The sequence below is a fragment of the uncultured Clostridium sp. genome, assembly GCF_937920395.1.
GTDB lineage: Bacteria > Bacillota > Clostridia > Clostridiales > Clostridiaceae > Clostridium_AD.
On record NZ_CALEVF010000034.1, the window covers coordinates 1 to 21,289 of the forward strand.

General features: G+C 34.3%; 13 protein-coding genes. All 13 read left to right on the forward strand.

The window, feature by feature from the left end:
• Positions 1–1,065, forward strand: a 1,065-nt coding sequence (guaA, locus tag Q0649_RS01970; protein ID WP_298836694.1) for a glutamine-hydrolyzing GMP synthase, incomplete at its 5' end; no start/stop codon positions are given.
• A 334-nt stretch (positions 1,066–1,399) separates the two neighbouring features.
• The gene (locus tag Q0649_RS01975; RefSeq protein ID WP_298836696.1) at positions 1,400–2,986 is read left to right on the forward strand and encodes a restriction endonuclease subunit S; all 1,587 of its coding nucleotides are present in this window, start codon (positions 1,400–1,402) and stop codon (positions 2,984–2,986) included.
• A 28-nt stretch (positions 2,987–3,014) separates the two neighbouring features.
• On the forward strand, positions 3,015–4,025 hold the full coding sequence (locus tag Q0649_RS01980; protein WP_298836698.1) for a virulence RhuM family protein: 1,011 nt from the start codon (positions 3,015–3,017) through the stop codon (positions 4,023–4,025).
• Positions 4,025–5,503 (forward strand): class I SAM-dependent DNA methyltransferase, encoded by a 1,479-nt coding sequence (locus Q0649_RS01985; RefSeq protein ID WP_298836700.1) that lies wholly within the window; start codon positions 4,025–4,027, stop codon positions 5,501–5,503. Before Q0649_RS01980 ends, Q0649_RS01985 begins: the two co-directional genes overlap by 1 nt.
• Positions 5,493–6,818 carry a restriction endonuclease subunit S gene (locus Q0649_RS01990; RefSeq protein ID WP_298836702.1) on the forward strand — a complete coding sequence of 442 codons (1,326 nt, stop codon included), beginning with the start codon at positions 5,493–5,495 and terminating at the stop codon, positions 6,816–6,818. The genes Q0649_RS01985 and Q0649_RS01990 overlap by 11 nt, the downstream gene beginning before the upstream one ends.
• On the forward strand, positions 6,811–10,008 hold the full coding sequence (locus tag Q0649_RS01995; protein WP_298836704.1) for a type I restriction endonuclease subunit R: 3,198 nt from the start codon (positions 6,811–6,813) through the stop codon (positions 10,006–10,008). Before Q0649_RS01990 ends, Q0649_RS01995 begins: the two co-directional genes overlap by 8 nt.
• 71 nt (positions 10,009–10,079) lie before the next feature.
• Positions 10,080–10,301 (forward strand): YdbC family protein, encoded by a 222-nt coding sequence (locus tag Q0649_RS02000; RefSeq protein ID WP_298836706.1) that lies wholly within the window; start codon positions 10,080–10,082, stop codon positions 10,299–10,301.
• 460 nt (positions 10,302–10,761) lie between these two features.
• Positions 10,762–11,211, forward strand: a complete 450-nt coding sequence (locus Q0649_RS02005) for a TFIIB-type zinc ribbon-containing protein (RefSeq protein ID WP_298836708.1) — start codon at positions 10,762–10,764, stop codon at positions 11,209–11,211.
• Entirely contained in the window at positions 11,204–12,010 is an 807-nt protein-coding gene (locus tag Q0649_RS02010) for a hypothetical protein (protein ID WP_298836710.1), read from the forward strand. The genes Q0649_RS02005 and Q0649_RS02010 overlap by 8 nt, the downstream gene beginning before the upstream one ends.
• A gap of 135 nt (positions 12,011–12,145) precedes the next feature.
• Entirely contained in the window at positions 12,146–12,904 is a 759-nt protein-coding gene (locus Q0649_RS02015) for a hypothetical protein (protein WP_298836712.1), read from the forward strand.
• Positions 12,905–13,093: 189 nt separating this feature from the next.
• The gene (locus Q0649_RS02020; protein ID WP_298836714.1) at positions 13,094–14,428 is read left to right on the forward strand and encodes a hypothetical protein; all 1,335 of its coding nucleotides are present in this window, start codon (positions 13,094–13,096) and stop codon (positions 14,426–14,428) included.
• A gap of 223 nt (positions 14,429–14,651) precedes the next feature.
• The gene (locus Q0649_RS02025) at positions 14,652–20,924 is read left to right on the forward strand and encodes a hypothetical protein (protein ID WP_298836716.1); all 6,273 of its coding nucleotides are present in this window, start codon (positions 14,652–14,654) and stop codon (positions 20,922–20,924) included.
• Positions 20,881–21,162, forward strand: coding sequence for a hypothetical protein (locus Q0649_RS02030; protein WP_298836718.1), 282 nt, complete (start codon positions 20,881–20,883; stop codon positions 21,160–21,162). Before Q0649_RS02025 ends, Q0649_RS02030 begins: the two co-directional genes overlap by 44 nt.
• The last annotated feature ends 127 nt before the right edge of the window (positions 21,163–21,289 follow it).

A 21,289-nucleotide genomic window follows, 5' to 3' on the forward strand; every position in this document is an offset into this window, starting at 1 on the left:
GCAAATGTTTCTAAAAAACTTTATGGAGTTCAATTTCACCCAGAAGTAAAACATACTCTATTTGGTGAAGAAATGATTAGGAAGTTCTTATATGATGTTTGCCTAGTTAACGGCGATTGGTCAATGTCTTCTTTTGCACAGGAAAAAATTAAGGCTATTAGAGAACAAGTTGGAGATAAAAAAGTGCTTTGTGCTCTCTCAGGTGGAGTTGATTCTTCAGTTGCTGCAGTACTTGTTTATAAAGCAATTGGTGATCAGTTAACTTGTGTGTTTGTAGATCATGGTTTACTTAGAAAAAATGAAGGTGACCAAGTTGAAACTATATTTAACGGCGAATTTGACATGAAGATAATAAGAGTTAACGCTAAAGATAGGTTCCTCGGTAAGCTTAAGGGCGTAAGTGACCCAGAGAAAAAGAGAAAGATAATTGGAGAAGAATTTATAAGAGTTTTTGAAGAAGAGTCAAATAAACTTGGTCAATTAGATTTCCTTGTTCAAGGCACAATATACCCAGACGTAGTTGAGAGTGGTACTGCTACTTCAGCTACTATAAAAAGTCATCACAATGTTGGAGGACTTCCAAAAGATATGCACTTTAAACTAATTGAGCCTTTAAGAGAATTATTTAAAGATGAAGTTAGAGCAGTAGGAGAAGAACTTGGAATACCACATCACTTAGTGTGGAGACAACCGTTCCCAGGACCAGGACTCGCTATAAGAGTACTTGGAGAAATAACTGAGGAAAAATTATTTATAACTAGCGAGGCAGATGCAATCTTTAGAGATGAAATAGCTAAAGCAGGACTTGAAGGTGACATATGGCAGTATTTTGCATGTCTTCCTAACATTAAGTCTGTTGGAGTTATGGGTGATGAACGAACATACTGTCACACAGTAGCTTTAAGAGCTGTTACAAGCTCTGATGCAATGACTTCAGACTGGGCTAGAATACCGTATGAGGTATTAGATATAGTATCTCGTAGGATAGTTAATGAAGTTAAAGGAGTAAACAGAATTGTTTACGACATAACCTCTAAGCCACCTTCCACTATTGAGTGGGAATAAATTAGAAAAAGTCCACGTCCCTTATAAAATAAGGGGTCGTGGACTTTTATTTTGTCTCTTAATTTTAAGGTAGTTTCTATTTTCTCATGACCTAATATTTCAGTTATCAATAGTTTTTATATCATAGAGTGTATTAATATAGGCATTTAAGTCCTTACATAAGAAATCAATTCCGAAATGCTATTAATTCACAAACACAGTTTTATACTCAAGAGGGGTGGGGCTTGAAATTAAAAATGGATACGAATATTGCTTTATTTAGTATTGACATACTAAATATTTAACATTACAATATGTACTATAATGATGAAAAAATATTGGAAGGAGGGATACCTTGAATATAAACATAGATTTAGCTTTAAACAAGTTATATCAAATACAAATAGTTACAAGGGAACAACTATTAAATGAAATGCTAAGAGTCAAATTAACACATAAAGAATCGCAGTTAAATAGCAATATTGAAATTGGTAAAGAAAAGTTGTTCCAACTTATGAAAAAGACAACAGAAGATGAACTAGGGTTCTTCCCAGCTGATAGAGATGACTTTGTAGATATATATGAATCATTAAAAGAAATTGATCTGATAGATTTTACTCTTTATATATTTAAGAATGATAGAATGGGTACTATAATTTCACAAAGCTATCTAACAACCTATATTAGAGATAGAGTACAAAAGGTTAGTCCTAAAAAAATGCTTATAACCGAGGCCGAGAAACATTTATCTGGGTTAAAGCAATTTATAAAAGATTTTGAAAGATCACAATGTACGTTAACTACTCAGTCAAAACAAATGTATTTACTGTTAAAGTTGGCCTTTGGTGATTATCTAAATATCAAAATAGTATTTGAAACTATATATAGCGATTGTTTGATTAGCGAAAAATTCGACTATATATACTCACTACCTACCTTTGGCTGTAAACCTGAAAATATTGGACGTAAGTTTATTACAAGAGATAGTGATGGTATAGCTATGGAGAATATGCTTGAGCATTTAGATGAAAATGGTACTTTAGATATTATTGTTCCTGCTAAGATAACTTTTGCTGGTATGGATTATAAAAAGCTTAGATCTTTTATAACTAATAACTATAATGTGAAAAGTATATTTATATTGCCTGAAGGGACTTTTAAACCAGCAACAGCTATTAAAACTTATTTGTTTACTATTACAAAAGGTTCACAAGATAAAATTGAAATAGGTACATTGAAGCTAGGAAAAGAGACATTTTATGTAGAATACAAGAAACAAATAAAAACTAAAGAGTTTTTATCGCATGAGGATTGGAGAGTAGAGCTTTTACTTTCTGATGATGATGAAAATATACAGAAATTTAAAAACTCTAATTTGGCAAAGGTAAAACTTAAAGACGTTGCAGAAGTCTTTAGAGGTAAATCTATACTCAAAAAGGATACTACAGTTGGGAACATCTCAGTTGTAAATATTTCAAATATTGAAGATGGTGAGATCAACTATTTAAATATGGATACTATCGAAGAACAAGAAGAACGTAAAATTAAGAGATATGAGCTGATGAATAATGATGTTTTGCTTTCTTGTAGAGGTACAGCTATTAAATCGGCTGTGTTTAAATCACAAGATAAACTTATTATTGCTTCAGCTAATGTAATTGTAATTAGACCAAAAGAAAAAATACTCGGCGAATATATCAAAATATTTTTTGAAAGTCCTATTGGAATAGCTATCATTAAAAGTTTTCAAAGAGGAACAACTATAATGAATATAAATCATTCTGATATCATGGAGATGGAAATACCTACAGTACAATTACAAAAGCAAGAGGAAATGATAAAAATCTACAATGAAGCGCAGTGTATTTATAAGACTAACATAAGTGAAGCTGAAAATAGATGGGATAGCATCAAAAATAATATTTATAAACAACTAATATGAAATGAAACAAGAATTGGAGGACATGGGTATGAGTTCTAGTGACAATCAAATTATTATATATCAAACAGAAGATGGTACAACAAAAATTGATTTGAAAATGGAAGATGAAACTGTTTGGATAAGTCAGAGTAAGATGGCGGAGCTTTTTCAGACTACGAAGCAAAATATAAGTTTACATATTAACAATTGTTTTAAAGATGGTGAAGTTGATGAAAATGCAGTTGTCAAGGAATGCTTGACAACTGCATTGGATGGCAAAGCATATAGAACTAAACAGTATAACCTTGATGTAATAATATCTGTTGGATATAGGGTGAGATCATTGCGTGGCACTCAATTTAGAATATGGGCAAATTCTGTATTAAAAGAATATCTTAAAAAGGGTTTTGCTATGAATGATGACCTTTTAAAAAAGGCCGGTGGAGGAAGTTATTGGCATGAATTACTAGAGCGTATTCGTGATATTCGTTCTAGTGAAAAAGTTTTTTATAGACAAATTTTAGATATTTATGGAACCAGTCTTGATTATACAGCAAAGGGTAAAAACTCAATATTGTTTTTCCAAACGGTGCAAAGCAAAATGCACTATGCGGCACATGGACATACTGCCGCAGAAGTGTTAATGGAACGTGCAAATGCAGAAAGTCCGTTTATGGGTATGACAACATTTGAGGGCGAAACAATAAAGAAAAGAGATATAACTGTTGCTAAAAATTATTTATATGAAGACGAGATTAAGATTTTAAATAGAATTGTTACTGCTTATTTAGAATTTGCAGAACTTCAAGCAATTAGACATATTCCAATGTATATGAATGATTGGATAAAAAAACTTGATGACTTTATCAAACTAAGTGGTAGCGAGCTTTTGGAGAACTCAGGAAAAGTTAGCCACCTAGAAGCAACAACAAAAGCTATGCTAGAATTTGAGAAATATAAAGAGAAGACAAAAGATGACCTTTCGTCAATTGAAATAGATTTTTTAGATGACATGAAAAAAATGCAAAAGAAATTAGAAAAAGATGGGGGACGAAAATAATGGGAGTAAGTTTAGAGTTTGAAAATAAACTATGGGAAATGGCGGACAAGCTAAGAGGAAATATAGAAAGTAGTGAGTATAAACATGTTATATTAGGTCTTATATTTTTAAAGTATATCTCTGATGCTTTTGAAGAAAAACATGCAGAGCTAGTAGCAGATGGAGATGGATTTGAAGAGGATAGAGATGCTTATACAGAAAAGAGTATATTCTTTGTACCTCCAAGTGCTAGATGGGAATTCATTAAAAAAAGTGCCAAACTAATAACAATAGGGCAGATCATAGATGATTCTATGATAGCTATAGAAAGAGAAAATGCATCCTTAAAAGGAGTATTACCTAAAAATTATGCAAGACCAGAGATTGATAAAACAAAGCTAGGGGAACTTATAGATTTATTTTCATTTAATTTAGGTAGCAAAGAGTCAAGGGCTCAAGATGTATTAGGACGTGTATATGAATATTTTTTAGGGCAGTTTGGAAGTTCAGAGGGAGAGTTCTATACACCACCATCAATTGTAAAACTTCTTGTAAGTATGATTGAGCCGTATAAAGGTAGGGTATATGATCCTTGTTGTGGATCAGGTGGTATGTTTGTACAATCTGGTAAATTTGTAGAGGAACACAAGGGAGGAAACGATGATATTCACATATTTGGTCAAGAATATACGGCTACTACATGGAGACTTTGTAAAATGAACCTAGCAATTCGTGGACTTGACGGAAATTTAGGAGACAGAGACGCGGATACATTTGGTAATGATCTTCATAAGAACCTTAGAGCAGATTATATTTTAGCTAATCCACCCTTCAATGTTAGTGACTATACACTACTTCAAGATGATGTACGTTGGAAATATGGCATTCCGCCACAAAATAATGCTAACTATGCTTGGATAGAACATATGATAAGCAAGCTATCCCCTAGAGGTATTGCTGGTTTTGTACTTTCTAATGGGTCTATGAGTACAACTACAAAAGCAGAGGCTGAAATTAGAAAAAATATTATAGAGGAAGGACTTGTGGATTGCATTGTAACTATGCCAGGAAACTTGTTTTATAATGTAGCTATACCAGTATGTTTATGGTTCATCTCTAAGAAAAGAGAGAATAGAAAAGATAAGATTCTATTTATTGATGCTAGAAAAATGGGCACGATGGCTACTCGTAAACATAGAGAATTATCTGATGAAGAAATCAAGCAAATATACGGTACCTACCATAATTGGCGTGATGATAAGGAGTATGAAGATGTTCAAGGTTTTTGTAAAGCGGCAAGTAGTGAAGAAGTAAGGGGACATGAGTATATAATTAATCCTGGACGTTATGTAGGTATTGAAGAAGCCGAGGATGATGGAGAACCATTTGATGAAAAAATGACAAGACTAACAGGGGATTTGGAGGAGATGTTCGCTAAATCTCATCATTTAGAAGAAAAAATAAGACTTAAGTTGGGTGGGATTGGATATGGGTTTTAGTGAGTGGAAAGAGGTTAAACTCGGGGAAGTGGCTAATGTACTATCTGGATATGGCTTCAAATCTAAAGATTTTCGTGATTATGGTATACCTGTAATTAAAATTAAGAATATTGTGCCACCATACGTAACATTAGATGAAGTTCAATATGTATCACAAGAATTATCAGATGAAAGGAATAGATATAAAATTAAGTATGGGGATATATTAATATCCCTTACAGGTTCTAATGTGAACCAATTTGCTTCAGCTGTTGGAAAAGTTGGTAGGGTAAAAATTAATAAAGAAATGCTTTTAAATCAAAGGGTAGGAAAGTTTGAAATTTTAGATGAAAATATTTATAACCTAGATTTTTTATATTATTCAATTTCGACTGAGGACATGCACTATAAATTAGCAATTAATGCCGGTGGAGCAGCTAACCAAGCAAATATTAGTCCTTCACTGATAAAAAGTATGGATTTGCCATGTCCATCTATTTGTGAGCAAAAAGCTATAGTTGCAATATTATCACCACTAGATGACAAGATAGAGCTAAACAACCTTATTATAAAAACTCTCGAAGAGATTGAACAAACTATTTTTAAAAGCTGGTTTATAGATTTTGAGCCATTTAAAGATAAAAAATTTGAAGATAGTGATATCGGTAGTATACCTGAAGGGTGGAGAATAGGTACTTTAGGCGAGCTTATTTCTGACACTTTAAGTGGTGACTGGGGCAAAGAAATGTCTCAAGGTAATTTTACTGAAGAAGTTACATGCATTAGAGGGGCAGATATTCCAGAAATAGCTTCTGGTAAAAAGGGAAAGCCTGCAACAAGATTTATTTTAAAAAAGAACTTAGAAAAGAAGCAATTGTCTGCGGGACAAATTATCATAGAAATTTCTGGAGGAAGTCCAACTCAATCAACTGGGCGTACTGCGTTGATAACAGAAGAATTAGTAACTAGATCTGTTAAACCTTTGATATGTACAAATTTTTGCAGAGCTTTATCACTGAAAAAAAATAGCTATTCGACTTTTTTATATTCAATGCTTCAATATTTATATAAAATTAATTTGTTCTTTCAATATGAGAATGGTACAACGGGTATAAAGAATTTAGATACAAATAACCTGTTCAATAAGTACCAAATAATTATACCTACAGATGAAATAATGGTTGAGTATGAAGCTGTATTTAGTACATTAATAAAATCCATATACAAAAATGGTAGTCAATCAGACAAATTATTGGTTATTCGTAATACGATATTGCCAAAGTTAATGAGAGGTGAAATAAGAGTTCCAATGGAGGGGGTGGAAATGAATGGCTAAAAATAGTTTTTGTGAGTCCCACTTAGAAGAAGCTACTCTTGAGTGGTTTGAGGAGCTAGGCTATGAGGTAGTTTTTGCCCCAGATATTGCGCCTGAGGGTGAGTATGCTGAGCGTGAAGATTACAGTGATGTTATATTATCTGATAGGTTAAGAGATGCTCTTTCAAGAATAAATCCTAAAATGTCAAGTGAGTCTATTGAAGAAGCTTTTCGTCAGATTTCAATACCACAAAGTCCAAGCTTATTAATGAATAATAAAGCGTTTCAGAAGATGGTAACTGATGGTATAGATGTTCAAGTGAAGCAAAAAGATGCTATTTACAAAACGGAAAAGATCTATGTGTTTGATTTTGAAAAGCCATTAAATAATGAGTTTATGGTAGCAAATCAGTTTACAATAGTGGAACATGGTAAGGAAAAAAGGCCAGATGCAATAGTGTTTGTTAATGGTATTCCACTAGTAGTTATAGAGCTTAAAAGTGCTAGTGACGAAAATGTAGATATAACAGATGCTTATAATCAGCTTCAAACTTATAAGATGACTATACCTTCATTATTTACTTACAACTCATTTATGGTAACCAGTGATGGAATTAATGCAAGAGCTGGTACATTAACTTCTGAGGAAGATAGGTTTATGGCATGGCGGACTATTGAAGGTGATGATGTTGCCCCAGTGTCTATTCCACAGCTTGAAGTATTAATTAAGGGGATGTTTGAGCGCAACCGTTTCCTTGATATTATTAAGCAATTTGTATTATTCCAAAGTGATGGTAAGGATACATTTAAAATACTTGCTGGTTACCATCAGTATCATGCAGTAAACAAGGCTGTTGAAAGTACAGAACGTGCTACTATGCAAAGTGGAGACAGAAGAATAGGAGTTGTATGGCATACACAAGGTAGCGGAAAGAGTTTAACCATGGTTTTTTATGCAGCAAAACTTGTTATTAGTTCAGAACTTGGAAATCCAACGATTGTAATTATTACAGATAGGAACGATCTTGATGATCAGCTGTTTGGTACATTCTTAAAGTCGAAAGATATACTTAGAACTACGCCAGTGCAAGCTACAGATAGAACAAATTTAAGGGTGTTACTTAATAACCGCACCAGCGGAGGCATTATATTTACTACTATTCAAAAATTTTCACCAGATGATAAAGGCGACGCCGCACCTGTACTTACAGACCGTAAGAATATTATTGTAATGGCTGATGAAGCACATCGTAGCCAATATGGATTTGGTGCCGATATTGTTAAAAGTGATAGTGGTGCTGATGTAAAATACGGCTATGCAAAATATATGCGTGATAGTTTGCCAAATGCTTCGTATATTGGATTCACTGGAACGCCGGTGGAACTTGCCGACAAAAATACTCGTGCAGTATTTGGAGATTATATCGATGTTTACGATATGGCAAGAGCTGTAGTTGATGGTACAACGGTTAGAATTTTCTATGAAAGTAGAATTGCAAAACTTGAACTCCCTGAGGAAATGAAACCTATAGTTGATACTGAGTATGATGAAATCACAGAATATCAAGAGGTAGGTCAAAAGGAAAAATTAAAAAGTAAGTGGGCAAGACTTGAAGCAATAGTTGGATCAAATCAAAGAGTTAAATTAATAGCAAAAGATATCGTTGAGCATTTTGAAAAGCGGGAGCGGGCTCAGGAATTTGAGGGTGGTAAAGCGATGATCGTTGCTATGAGTAGAAGAATTGCTATTGATTTATATAAAGAAATTGTAGCACTTCGTCCAAATTGGCACAGTGATGAATTAATGTCTGGTAAAATAAAAGTAGTAATGACAGGTAGTTCCTCTGATCCTGTAGAGTGGCAACCTTTCATAGGTACAAAGGCAAATCGTGAGACACTTGCCAAACGTATGAAAGATAAAAAAGATGAGTTACAATTGGTAATTGTACGTGATATGTGGCTTACAGGGTTTGATGTACCTAGTATGCACACAATGTATATTGATAAACCAATGAGAGGTCATAATTTAATGCAAGCCATAGCTAGAGTAAATCGAGTATTTAAGGAAAAACAGGGTGGGCTTGTTGTTGATTATATAGGGATTGCTGAGAACTTAAAAGAAGCACTTTCACAATACACAGAAAGCGATAAAGAAACTACAGGTGTTGATACAGAAGTTGCATCTATTGTACTTCTTGAAAAGCATGACCTCATAAAAGAATTACTTCATGGTCATGACTATAGCAAATTCTTTACTGGCAAATCAAGTGAAAAAATGAAAGCAATTGTAGAAACTATGGACTATATTATTGGACTTAGAGAAGACAGGAAGAATGATTATATTAAGCTGGTAACAGAGCTTGCAAGAGCATACTCCCTATGTGCGACAACAGACATTGCAGAGAGATTAAATATAGAGATTGGATTTCATAAGGCTGTTAAAGCAAGCTTAATCAAGATGATTAGCGACGACAACAAGAAAAAGACAACATCCCAGCTAGATAATGAATTAAATCAATTAATCTCTAGATCAATATCTTCAAATGAAGTGGTAGATATTTTAGCATCAGTGGGACTTAATAAACCTAACATAGCTATTCTTTCTGATGAGTTCCTGGAAGAAGTTAAAGGAATGAAGCAGAAAAATTTAGCTGTAGAACTACTAAATAGATTGCTAAAAGGTAGTATTAAATCTTTCTCTAGACGTAACCTAGTGCAATCTAAAAAATTCTCAGAATTACTAGAAGCTGCTATTATAAAATATCAAAATAGATCAATCGAAACTACCCAAGTTATCATGGAACTCATAGAACTTGCTAAGAAAATCACAGAGGCAGAAAACCGTGGTGAATCTACAGGTCTTACTCCTGATGAATTAGCATTTTATGATGCTCTATCGGACAATGAATCTGCAAAAGAGATTATGGGTGAGGATATACTAAAACAAATAGCTAGAGATCTAACTGTCTCTATAAAAAACAGTATTAGTGTTGATTGGTCAATTCGTGAAAGTGTTCAAGCTAAGATGAAGATGACTATAAAAAGGTTACTTAAGAAATATGGGTATCCACCAGATAAGACAATGAAAGCAGTAGATATTGTAATGGAACAAACAAAGCTTATGTGTTCTAACGAAGTGATTTATGCACCAAGCAGTAAAGATAAATCTTATACTGATAGGGTTGCAGAGGAGTCAAAGGATTACTTATAAATTGTATAAGCAGGAATGAGTTTTAGTTTTTGCTTATATGAATATCAATAAAAAATAGGGAGGTCATAATTATGGCAGATATTAAGTTTGAAATACAAAAAGAATTAGGAACTATAGCAGAGTCAGCAAAAGGGTGGACTAAAGAACTTAACCTTATTAGTTGGAATGGTAAAGAGGCCAAGTATGATATTAGAGATTGGGATTCAGAACATAAGAAGATGGGTAAGGGCATTACTTTGTCTATAGAGGACTTAAAGAAGCTTAAAGATATACTTAATAGTATGGATTTATAAGTAATACATGCATGAAGCGTAACATAGATACTGAGGATGGAATCGAGGTCGTAAGCATTTAGAAAAGATGCCCTATGAATAGACTATAAATGGAAGGATATTGGGTATGAGAATCTTGTTAATGAAATGTCAAATTACAATGTTAAAGAAGGTGATTTACAAGGTGAATTTCAGATTACAGATGAACATATTAAAATAATAAGAGTCTTAGAGAAATGCTTGGCAAGTGAGGAATACAGCTAGAGAAGTTACCACCATCTGAAGGCATAAAGAAGCTGAAGCATAGGGTAAAGTCAGAACAAAATAAAATAGCAAAGCAAGCAGGTAAATTACCTAAAGAGAGTGAAGAGGAGTAAAATTTTTGCTGGTATCGTAAATGCAGGTAGTGAGTCAATCAAGGTCTTAACTCTAAGAGGATTATTGTAAATAATATAGTCGTTGTTGACGGGAGGAATGGAATATGGGTGACGTACAAATGGAAATCTCTGTTCCAACAGATAATGATGGATTCGTCTTATTAAGATGTAGTCTATGTGGAGAATTTTTTAAAATGAAACCTAGTGAAATGGAGGCTGATGATGTTATTGAAATATGGTGCCCATGTTGTGGATTAAAAAGTGAAAATTACTTGACTGATGATGTAATCGAATTGTCATTAAAAATGGCAAAGAATGTTGCAATGAATATGGTTTTTGATGAGCTGAAAAAATGGGAAAGACAATTTAGTAGTAATAGTATTCCATTTAAAGTTGGTAAACAATCAGAAAAAGAGGCAGAGACACCCATTATAGCAGGAGTTGAAGCTTTGGTGATACAAAAATATAAATGTTGCAAGAGAGAAGCGAAAATAAAACCATTAATAAAAATGTGTGGCAGTCATTGTCCATATTGTGGGGTGAAGTATGATTAATATAAATAAAAAGGAATTGAAAATTATTAGCTATAACTTTAACTGTAGGGCAAATAGATTACTAAGAGTGTTGTATTTAGAAATTCCATCTGTACTAAAAATGTTTATAAATTATATTGAAAGCAGTTCTATAATTTATGATTATGTTAGGTCATGTAAGAGAGAGGACTTTGAAATTGCTAAAGAAATAAAAGAAGTTAGTAATAGTTATGGGCGAATGATATTTAGTTTAGGAAATACAGTTGAAGAGGAAATTTATACTGTATATAATATATTAAAGTATATTTCTGAAAACGATATAAGTATTACGTCAATAGCGAGAAGTTATTCAGATGCTAAAGAATATCAGACAATGACCAAAGACTTTAATAATAGTGTGTCATTAGTGCTTATAAATAATATTGAAGCATATTTAACAAGGATAGGAATTGAGATGGGTTATGATGAGGAGGTAAAGTATATGATTACAGTTAATGGTGGACAAGTTAATATATCAAAAGACCAGTCAACAATTAATGCAGTACAGAATAATGGTACTAATTCGGAAGAGCTAATAAAATTGGTAGAAGTTATTAAAACCCTCCTAAATGATAATATTTCAAATGACGAAAAAGAAATGATTGAAGAAAACATAGAAACTATACAAGGTGAGCTGCAGAATGAGTCACCTAAGAGAGCACTTGTTAAGACTTGCATAATGGGACTAAAGGTAGCTATAACTAATTTACCAACAGCAATAGCACTTTGTAGCAATGTAGAGAAGTTCATAGTCTATGTGAAGACGATGATCCCTCTATAAAATTGAGAAATTAATAATAAATCATTGCTGAGATGGTTATCCATAATACATATTAATAATTGTTATTAAAAGTTAATACTTACTAAAGAAAATTGGCTAAATTAATATAAGTTTAATAATTAGGAGATGGATACTATGAGAAACACGGAAAGAATCGAGGCTTTAATAAAAAAAGGGAATGAAGTATTGGCAACGCACAAATCACCACCAGCTGGGGTAATTGGATTTCCGACATTAAGTCATGGTGCATTCACTGAATGGCAAACTCAGACTATAAACTTTCTAAAGACCATTTTACCCAATAATAGTGTTTATATAATAAATTTTGAAAAGGGAGTTAATCAAGCATATAAAAGTGCAGTGGAAGCAGGTATTGGAATACTTAGAGCTGTTAAGGAAGATCTCGAGAATGGTATATGTGATGAAATTGAGGTCAAGAGAACTCCAACTGAATTACTTGAAAATATCTTTGGTAGGTTTCATTTGATAGCAAGGCAGTTACGCTCTAGGTACAATAATAGGTCTACTCTAGATATTACGGATGAATATGACGTGCAGGATCTAATCCATGCAATATTAATGTTAAATTTTGATGACATTCGAGCAGAGGAATGGACTCCTAGTTATGCTGGAAAATGTGCAAGGATGGATTTTTTGTTAAAAACTGAACAGATAGTAATTGAAATAAAAAAAACTAGAAGAGGATTAACTGAAAAAGAACTTGGAGGTCAATTAATTGAGGATATAGCTCGATATAAGACTCATCCAGATTGTAAGTTACTATTATGTTTCGTTTATGATCCTGAAGGGTTGATAGCTAATCCAAGAGGAATTGAAAATGATTTGAGGAGAGTAGATTCTGATATGCCAGTAGAAGTAGTAATTAGACCCTAGAGTGTTAAGTAGATACTTGAGCTAACAAAATAATGTTGCTCGACTTGGTAAGAAATTACACTGAATGAGGACAAGGTTTGGATTGAAGTTTATCGATATCATAAATATCTCAGGGGAGGACGTCGGCAACGGAAACGTTATGTGGCTATAAATGATATGGTTATGATTAAGACGGGGGTGTTAAAATATATGAGAAATAGGAATTTCAGTTTAGAAGAAGTATATGGTGTAGGTGAAAAACCTTTAAATGAATGTCCTACATTCGTAGAGCGGGATATTCATAATCAATTTAAGTACTGTGTCGAATCGGAAGAAGTACATATTATTGTATATGGTGCTTCAAGACAAGGGAAAACGTGGATGGTAGAAAGGTATTGTCCTAACTTTATTCGTGTTGGTTGTGATATTAAATTTACTAGAAATCAAATTTTTAAAGCTATCCTTTCAGAATTAGGAATAAAAGTTGGAGAAGTCACAAATGACAAAGGAAATGAATTTAATACAGAAGTAGGCATTGAGGCAAAGGGGAGCGTTAAGGTCCCTTTGCTTGTAAAAGGTGAAGTTAAAGCTAATGGTAAGATTAACATGGGACATCATAGTGGAGAAGGATTGTCATATATAAATATTGACTTAGACAATCATACGGAAGTTATTTCAGCTATTAAAAATAGCATTAAAGATAAGTTTATTGTAATTGAAAATTTTCATTATCTGAATAATAGTGTTCAGAAAGAGTTTGCGAGTTCTTTAAGAGAGTTTTTGTATCACAAAATTAGAGTAATTATCGTTGGAGTATGGAAGGAAACAACTAAAATCGCATCGTATGTAAGCGATTTATCAAATCGTTGCGAGTATATAGATATTGGTGACTGGCTAAGGCCAGATTTAATAAAAGTCGTAGAAAAAGGTAATATTGCCATGAATACAGCAATATCAGATGAAGTAATAAATTTATTTATTGATAATTCTGGATATAACATTGGTGATTTTAAATCCTTACTTAAAAACTATTATAAAATATATGGTATTCATGGAACTATAATAGGAAATGAGCGTATGCTTGATGATATTGAAATAGCAAATGCATCTATAGAAAAAAGCTATAAGGAACTTATAATACCAGTGCTTGAAAGAATTGAAAGCTTAGCTACTCAAAAGAAAAGTGGCTCGAAAGGAATGCGATACTATATTGTAAAAGCTATTCTAGCAATTATAGATAATACAAGTTCGGAGAATTTATTAAATGGAATACCATTTCAAGATATTTGTAATGAAGTAAATGCTTATGAAGGAATATATTTTGATACAGGGAATATTAAACAAGAATTACTTCAGTTGCATTTAAGAGAAGAGACCGGAAAAGCTAATAAAGGAATGAACACTAATCTAATACCATTATTTTACTTTGATAGAAGTAAGAATAATGGAAAACTCTTTATACTTGAATCTGCATTGATTGCTGCTAAGAATCATCATGGTGTAAAGTTAAATGAAATATTGGGAACTGTAGAGAACTATGTTTAGTTCGTAATATGGATGTTTTTAATTTTTCATATAATAATGTTGATAGTATATTTAAATCGTAGTGGTGGTAAGCTAGGTTAGAATTGGGAACTATTAGGAGACTGAGGATATAGAAAAGAAAACTAAAATTCTATAAGTTGCTATACAAGGGGTTAATAGATGATAATTTAGGCTGTCTACCACATTATAACGAGTTCAGGGTAAATGAGGGGGATTAATCCATATGGAAAATGAATTAGTAAGATATTCAAGGGCAGGTGACGTTTTTCATTATCGTTGGGCTGCACGCCGTTGCCTTAGAATGATATATCCTAAATCTCTACTTCAGATGGTTATAATTGAGGGATCTAAGGAAAGAAAATTGGCTGGCGAGTATGTAATTGATGTTGCTGAGTATTCGGACTCGCCTGAAAATGATTCGCAAGAAATTACATATTTCCAATTAAAGCACAGCACTATTAGAAAAGATCAACCTTTTAACTTGAGTGATTTGAAGGATACGGTTGTAGGATTTGCAAAAAGGTATTCAGCACATTTTTGTGAAGGAATTAGCGACACAGACATTTCAAAAGTGATTTTTTCAATTGTTACTAATAGGCCAATAGCTGAAGGCTTCAAGAGGGATATATTTACAATTGGAGAAGGTGGTACTGTAGGTGGGAGATTTCAGAAGACTCTTGAAAGTTATACAAACTTAAAAGATAAGGATATCAATAAGTTTTGTGCATCGATTAAATTTATAGACGGAGAGGGAGATTATAATGCACAGCGATATGAACTTCACGCTGAGATTTCACAATTACTTGCTGGAACTGTTGATAAGCCTCTAATTGATAGTGTTAATGTCCTGGTACAGGAGAAGGTATTACCCAATTCGGACGGTAGAATTGTTCGTGAAGATATATTGAGGATATTTGGTGTTACTTGTGAAAAAGATTTGTATCCTGCGCCACCAGAGTTTGAAAAGTTAGATAATGTTATTCCACGAGAACAACATCAGTTGATACTAAAGTGCATTCTTGATGCTACCAATCCTATAATAATACATGCTGCAGGTGGTGTGGGAAAGTCAGTTTTAGCTCGTCAAATGGTAAAGACGTTACCAATAGGTTCGTTGGGAGTCGTTTATGATTGCTTCGGTGGTGGTCAATATCGGAATCGAAGTGGTATGCGGCACCGCTATCGTGATGCACTCGTTCAAATAATAAATGAATTGGCAGTTCATGGACTGTGTGACCCAATAATAGCTCAAAACACTGCGCTAGAAGATGAAATCATAAAGAAATTCCTGGAGCGTCTTAATATGGCGATTATATCTCTAAGGGAATCAAATGAAAATGCAATATTAGTTATTTTAATTGATGCAGCCGACAATGCAGAAATGGCTGCGAATGAGTTTGGAGATACATGCTTTGTTCATGAACTTTTGCGGGAGCAACTACCTGTTGGTTGTCGACTTGTTGCATTATGTAGAACTGAACGAATTCATCTTCTCCAACCATCTAGTAAAATTATTCGATTGAAATTAGAGCCATTCTCTAAAGAAGAAACACTTTTACATCTTCGGAGGCATTTTTTAACAGCAACTGAAGCTGATGGACAAGAATTTTATCGTTTAACGAGTGGAAACCCTCGAGTTCAAGCAAATGTTTTAAGTAGTAAAAATAAAACAATTGCAGAAAGTCTCGCAAGTCTGGGACCCTTAGGCACAACAGTCGACAACCAAATTAAGTCGCAACTTGATACTGCTATTTCGGCAATTAAGGAAACACTTTCGATCAATTATCAGAGTAATATAGATGCAATATGTGTTGGCCTTGCAACCTTACCACCGTTTATACCACTGAATGTTCTTGCTACGGTTGCTGAAGTAGACGAAGCAACTGTAAAGAGCTTTATCGCAGACTTGGGTAGGCCCATCTGGCTTTCAGATAAATCGGTTCAGTTTAGAGATGAGCCGACTGAGACCTGGTTCAGAGAAAGGTTCTCAGCAAATATAGATCAAATAGCCGATTATATTACATGCCTCAAACCATTAGCTTATAAGTATACTTATGTTGCTGAGACGTTACCTTCTTTGCTTTTACAAGCGGAGAAGTACAATGAGCTGATTGATTTGGCTCTTTCAGACGATCTTCTTCCAAAGGATAATCCAATCGATGAGCGAAACGTTCGTGTGTACCGCCTGCAATTCGCCTTCAAGGCCGCGCTGAAGTTAAAACGATATGATGATGCAATGAAGTTAGCTTTACGTGCGGGAGAGGAAGTAGCTGGCGATACTCGACAACTCGAATTGCTTTCAAAGAATGTAGATTTAATTGCTCCATTGCTAAATGAACAGAAAGTACAAGAACTAGCCTTTAGACACATGTTTCGAAGTGGTTGGCCCGGATCAGAAAACGTCTATTCAGCTGCATTGTTATCTTCTGTAGATAGTTTTAAGGGAGAAGCAAGATGCTATCTGAGAGCAGCAAATAATTGGCTTCAATTGTATTTTGATGAGCGGAAGAAAAATAAGGGAAAATATCATCAAGAACGTCTAAAAGATGATGATATTGTACAGTTAACTTTTATTCATTTCAACCTGTTTGGGGTATCTAAAACAGTTGATTTTATCCTCAATTGGAGACCTACTGAACTGGCCTATCGTATTACGCGTAGATTTATTAGGCTACTCATTGATGCTGGAGACTTTGATGCGATAAATGAAATTTCACTAATTGATTCTAGAAGCCAGTATTTAATGATTGCATTAACTCACGAGTTATTAGCCGTTGGTCGATTCCCAAATGCGAATTCAATGGTACGATGCTTAGATTTGCTTACTGTAAGTCGCTGTCGCATCCCGAAGTCAGAACACTTATATAATGATACGACCATTTCAGCAATTGTGTCTTTCACAGAAGCATGCGTAGCAATGAATTTGTCAAAAGGGAAAGTTTTAAGAGTGCTTAATTACTATGTTCCTACAAGGGCGTCTCAATTTGTCTCCGGTAATTATCAAGATAAAGAACGTGATATTTATTTACGGGCTGTAGCGCTTAGATGTGTACTTTTGGGCAATATTAATCCGAAAATGGAGGAACTGCTTCCGAAGAAGTTTATTGAGAAGAAACAAACTTATAGTGTCAATCAAGATGTTAAAGAGTTTAATGAGATTGTTGGAGGACTGCTACCTTGGTACATAGTCAGAGCCAATGTTTTAGCTAAAGATATTAATGACATATTCAAGTCAATTAAAGATGCTGATCAACAATCAAGAAATGCAAGAACACAAAGGTGGGGGGATTCCGATATTATACCATATGAGATATCTCAAATATGTGTAGATATTTTGATGATTTATCGTAGTAGAGATTCCGAAGAAGTACAGAAACTATTTGATGACCACTTAAAATCAAACAAAAAAATTCGGATTCAAGATAGATTTAGAGCAGTACGGGGTGCCTTTCGATTAGATCATCTTACACAAATCAGAAGCCAGCTAGAACAATCAGCCTATGGAGTGGTTAATTCCGAGTTGACTGAAGGTCCAGAAATAAGAGCTGAATGGTACATTGAACTTGCCCGTGCCGTACTTCCTGTGAGTTGTGATGATGCATCAGTATATTTTGATTATGCAATTATGGCTGTTTCAAAATTTGGTGATGAAATCGTACAGAGGTGGAAATCGGTGGTAGCATTAGCAAATCGTTGTTCAGAAGGAGGACATGTATCTCCAGAAATGGCCTATAGATTTATTCATTGTGCTGAGCTAGTCGGTGACAACGTTGCTCGTGAAAAGTATTTTGATCGTGATGAGGCTATAAGGGTATGTGTTAAACTATCACCAATTTCTGCTTTGGCTGGCTTAAGTCGTTGGCGTGAGCGAGACGTTGGATGTTTTAATTTGCAACTTCCAGCATTGGCTAATGAGTCTGTTAAGTCTAAATACATTTCACCATTGGTAGGTTGGTCTTTGTCGGCCTTCTTTGAAGGATATGAAATTGAGAATTTTGCATCGAATTGCATAGAAAAAGAACCATCGCCAGTCCACCGTAAGTACATTCTTGAAACAGCGATTAGAGACCTTGGATTCAACGACGTGACAAAAGGAAGTTGGCAGAAACTTAGAGAAGTAGCCCAAAAATATTTTCTTAAGAATAGCAAGCTAGATGACATTCAAGATTTTTATGAGAATGATGATGAGGATATAAACAAACTAAATTCTCAGCCCTACAATCAAGAGAAACCTGAAACGGTTAATTGGGGTGAAATAATTGATGGTGTGGATTTAACATCCAGTTTAGCGATAGGTAATGCACTACAACACTTTAAGTTATCATCAAACACATGTAATTCTAAGGCGTTTTGGAAAGAGATTTCCAATCATGTTGGAGAAGAGGATGTTGTAAAATATTTGAAAGCTCTAGTATTTGCGGAATCTACTAGCTTGTATGATATACAAGATGCTCTTTCATCTATTCCAGAACAATGGAATCAGAAAGTAAGTGTTAAGCGGAATTGGACAAAAATTCTTGAAATGATTTCACGGCGTTTTGCCTCTGAATTCACAGATGAATTTACTTTGAAAATGTTTTTTAAGGACATCAAATTACAAAATAATGAAATGCCTTTTATTCACAAAGGAGTTATTGAGGGGTTATCTAACAATTGCAATTTAGTTGATGCAAGTACATTCTTTGGCTTTGTTGAATTAGCAACACCTCTTATTTCGCCACAGCAAGCAACGGATTTACTCGATTTTGCGATGACTAGATTTGAATTACAAATAGATGACGAATATGCTGATGGATGTTGGTCAAGTTGGTTAACACCACCAGAAGAGATAAGTATGGCATTTGCTGGCTTCGTTTGGTCAGCTTTGGGTTCACCAATGTCAGAGACTCGTTGGCGTGCTATTCATTGTGTACGAAGGCTTTTTGAAGCTGATTGTGACCATGAGATAAATGCTTTAATTGATTGGATGATACGGGGAGAGGTTGGCGCTTTTGGAAGTCATAAGTTCCCATTTTACAACTTACATGCACGTCTATATCTCTTGATAGCTTTAGCTCGAGGTTCTATTAATAATTCACAAATACTAAAGGGTCATTATGATATTTTCGCTCAATATGCACTTAGAGACATACCACATATTCTTATACAGAAGTATTCGTCCCTAATTGCAATTAATATTGAAAATGAATTTCCTAACACCTATGAACAAAATGTTTTAGAACAACTTCATCAAGTAGGTATAAGTCAAATACCTGTGGAGGAAATGAGCAACCATAGAGAAAAACATGAAAGTTATTGGCACATAAAAGGACAAGTTGATAGGAGTTTAGAGTTTCACCATGGGTATGATTTTGACAGGTATTGGCTTGAACCTTTAGGAGACGTGTTCGGAATTACAGGCAAGCAAGTTGAGGAACTTGCGACTGAAGTTGTAATTAAGGAATGGCGTATTGGTACCAATGCAAGTCTTAGAAATGATCCACGTACAGAATTATGGCGTTCTCAACGGAATGAACGATTAACATCACATGACCATGGAAGTTATCCGCGAGCTGATAATTATAGCTTTTATCTTTCCTATCACGCTATGTTTGTTGTCGCAGGTAGATTACTTCAGAAAATGCCATGTGTGCATGTGAGCGAGTGGTACGAGGATGAGTGGTCAGAATGGTTACATCGCCATTTGCTGACTCGATTTGATGGGAGGTGGCTATCTGATCGTCGTGACCCAGCACCTCTCATACGACGAAGATGGATTAATGAGAGGAAAACCAAAAACTGGCTAATGGAAATAACACCCTATGATTTTCTTGATGGTATATTAGTGGAGAGGAATGGTGAGACCTGGTTGAATGTGTATGGTTCTTGGGAAGATGGTGATAGTGAGCGCTCAGAGGAATTTTATATTTCTTCTGCACTTGTTTCACCACAGGCTTCCCAATCTCTTTTGAATGCATTAACTAGTTGCTCTAACCCTCACGATTTTAAGTTGCCTGATTATGAAGAGAAACGCATGGAGTATAATTCATATCCTTTTGAACTTAGGGGTTGGGTTTGCCGACAGAATAAAGATAATCGTCTAGATGAATATGACCCATTTTCGGGACAAATAGCATATCCACCATATAAAATTGGACAATCAATTGTTGAAAAATTGGGTTTGATAGTGGATTCAGAGCAACGAGAATGGTTTTTACCTAAGACAAAGAAGGCATCTTTACTTTGTGAACTTTGGAGTACAAATAGGACTAGTAATGATAAAGATTCATTTAGGCATGGTGAGCGATTGAGTGCGTCACTTACATTTCTAAAAAAACTTTGCATTGATTTAGAATGTGAACTGATATTTGAAGTTCAAATTAATAGACAGTTAAAGCAAAAATATAATAGGGAGAGTGACGATAAACTTGAATACACACCACCAAATTGCAGAATTTATATCCTCTCAGCAGATGGAAAGCTCAGGGATGCAGAAAAGAATTATCAACTTGGGTAAGGCATTGGTAGAAGAATTAGGGTTAGATACAGGTGTTGATACGCTTGCTCGCTGGATGGCTCACTATATTGCAGAACAAATGGGGATTGCTAAGGATGCAAAGGAAACTGAGAAAGTTAAAGCAGAACGACGTTGTTTTGAGACGATACTAATGCTTTGGCAACATCAATCTTTTATATCAAATGGGAGGCGTCCTTTTGATAGTCAGGAGCTTATGGATATATTAGAAAATTATTGAGCTAAGCAACTTTTGTTTTAATAATAGACAAACTATTCTTTATTAATTATATTATGTATGTAATTATAAATAAGACCAGCTAGTTAAAGTCAACTATTTATTTTAAAATTGTTTATAGTTATTTAGA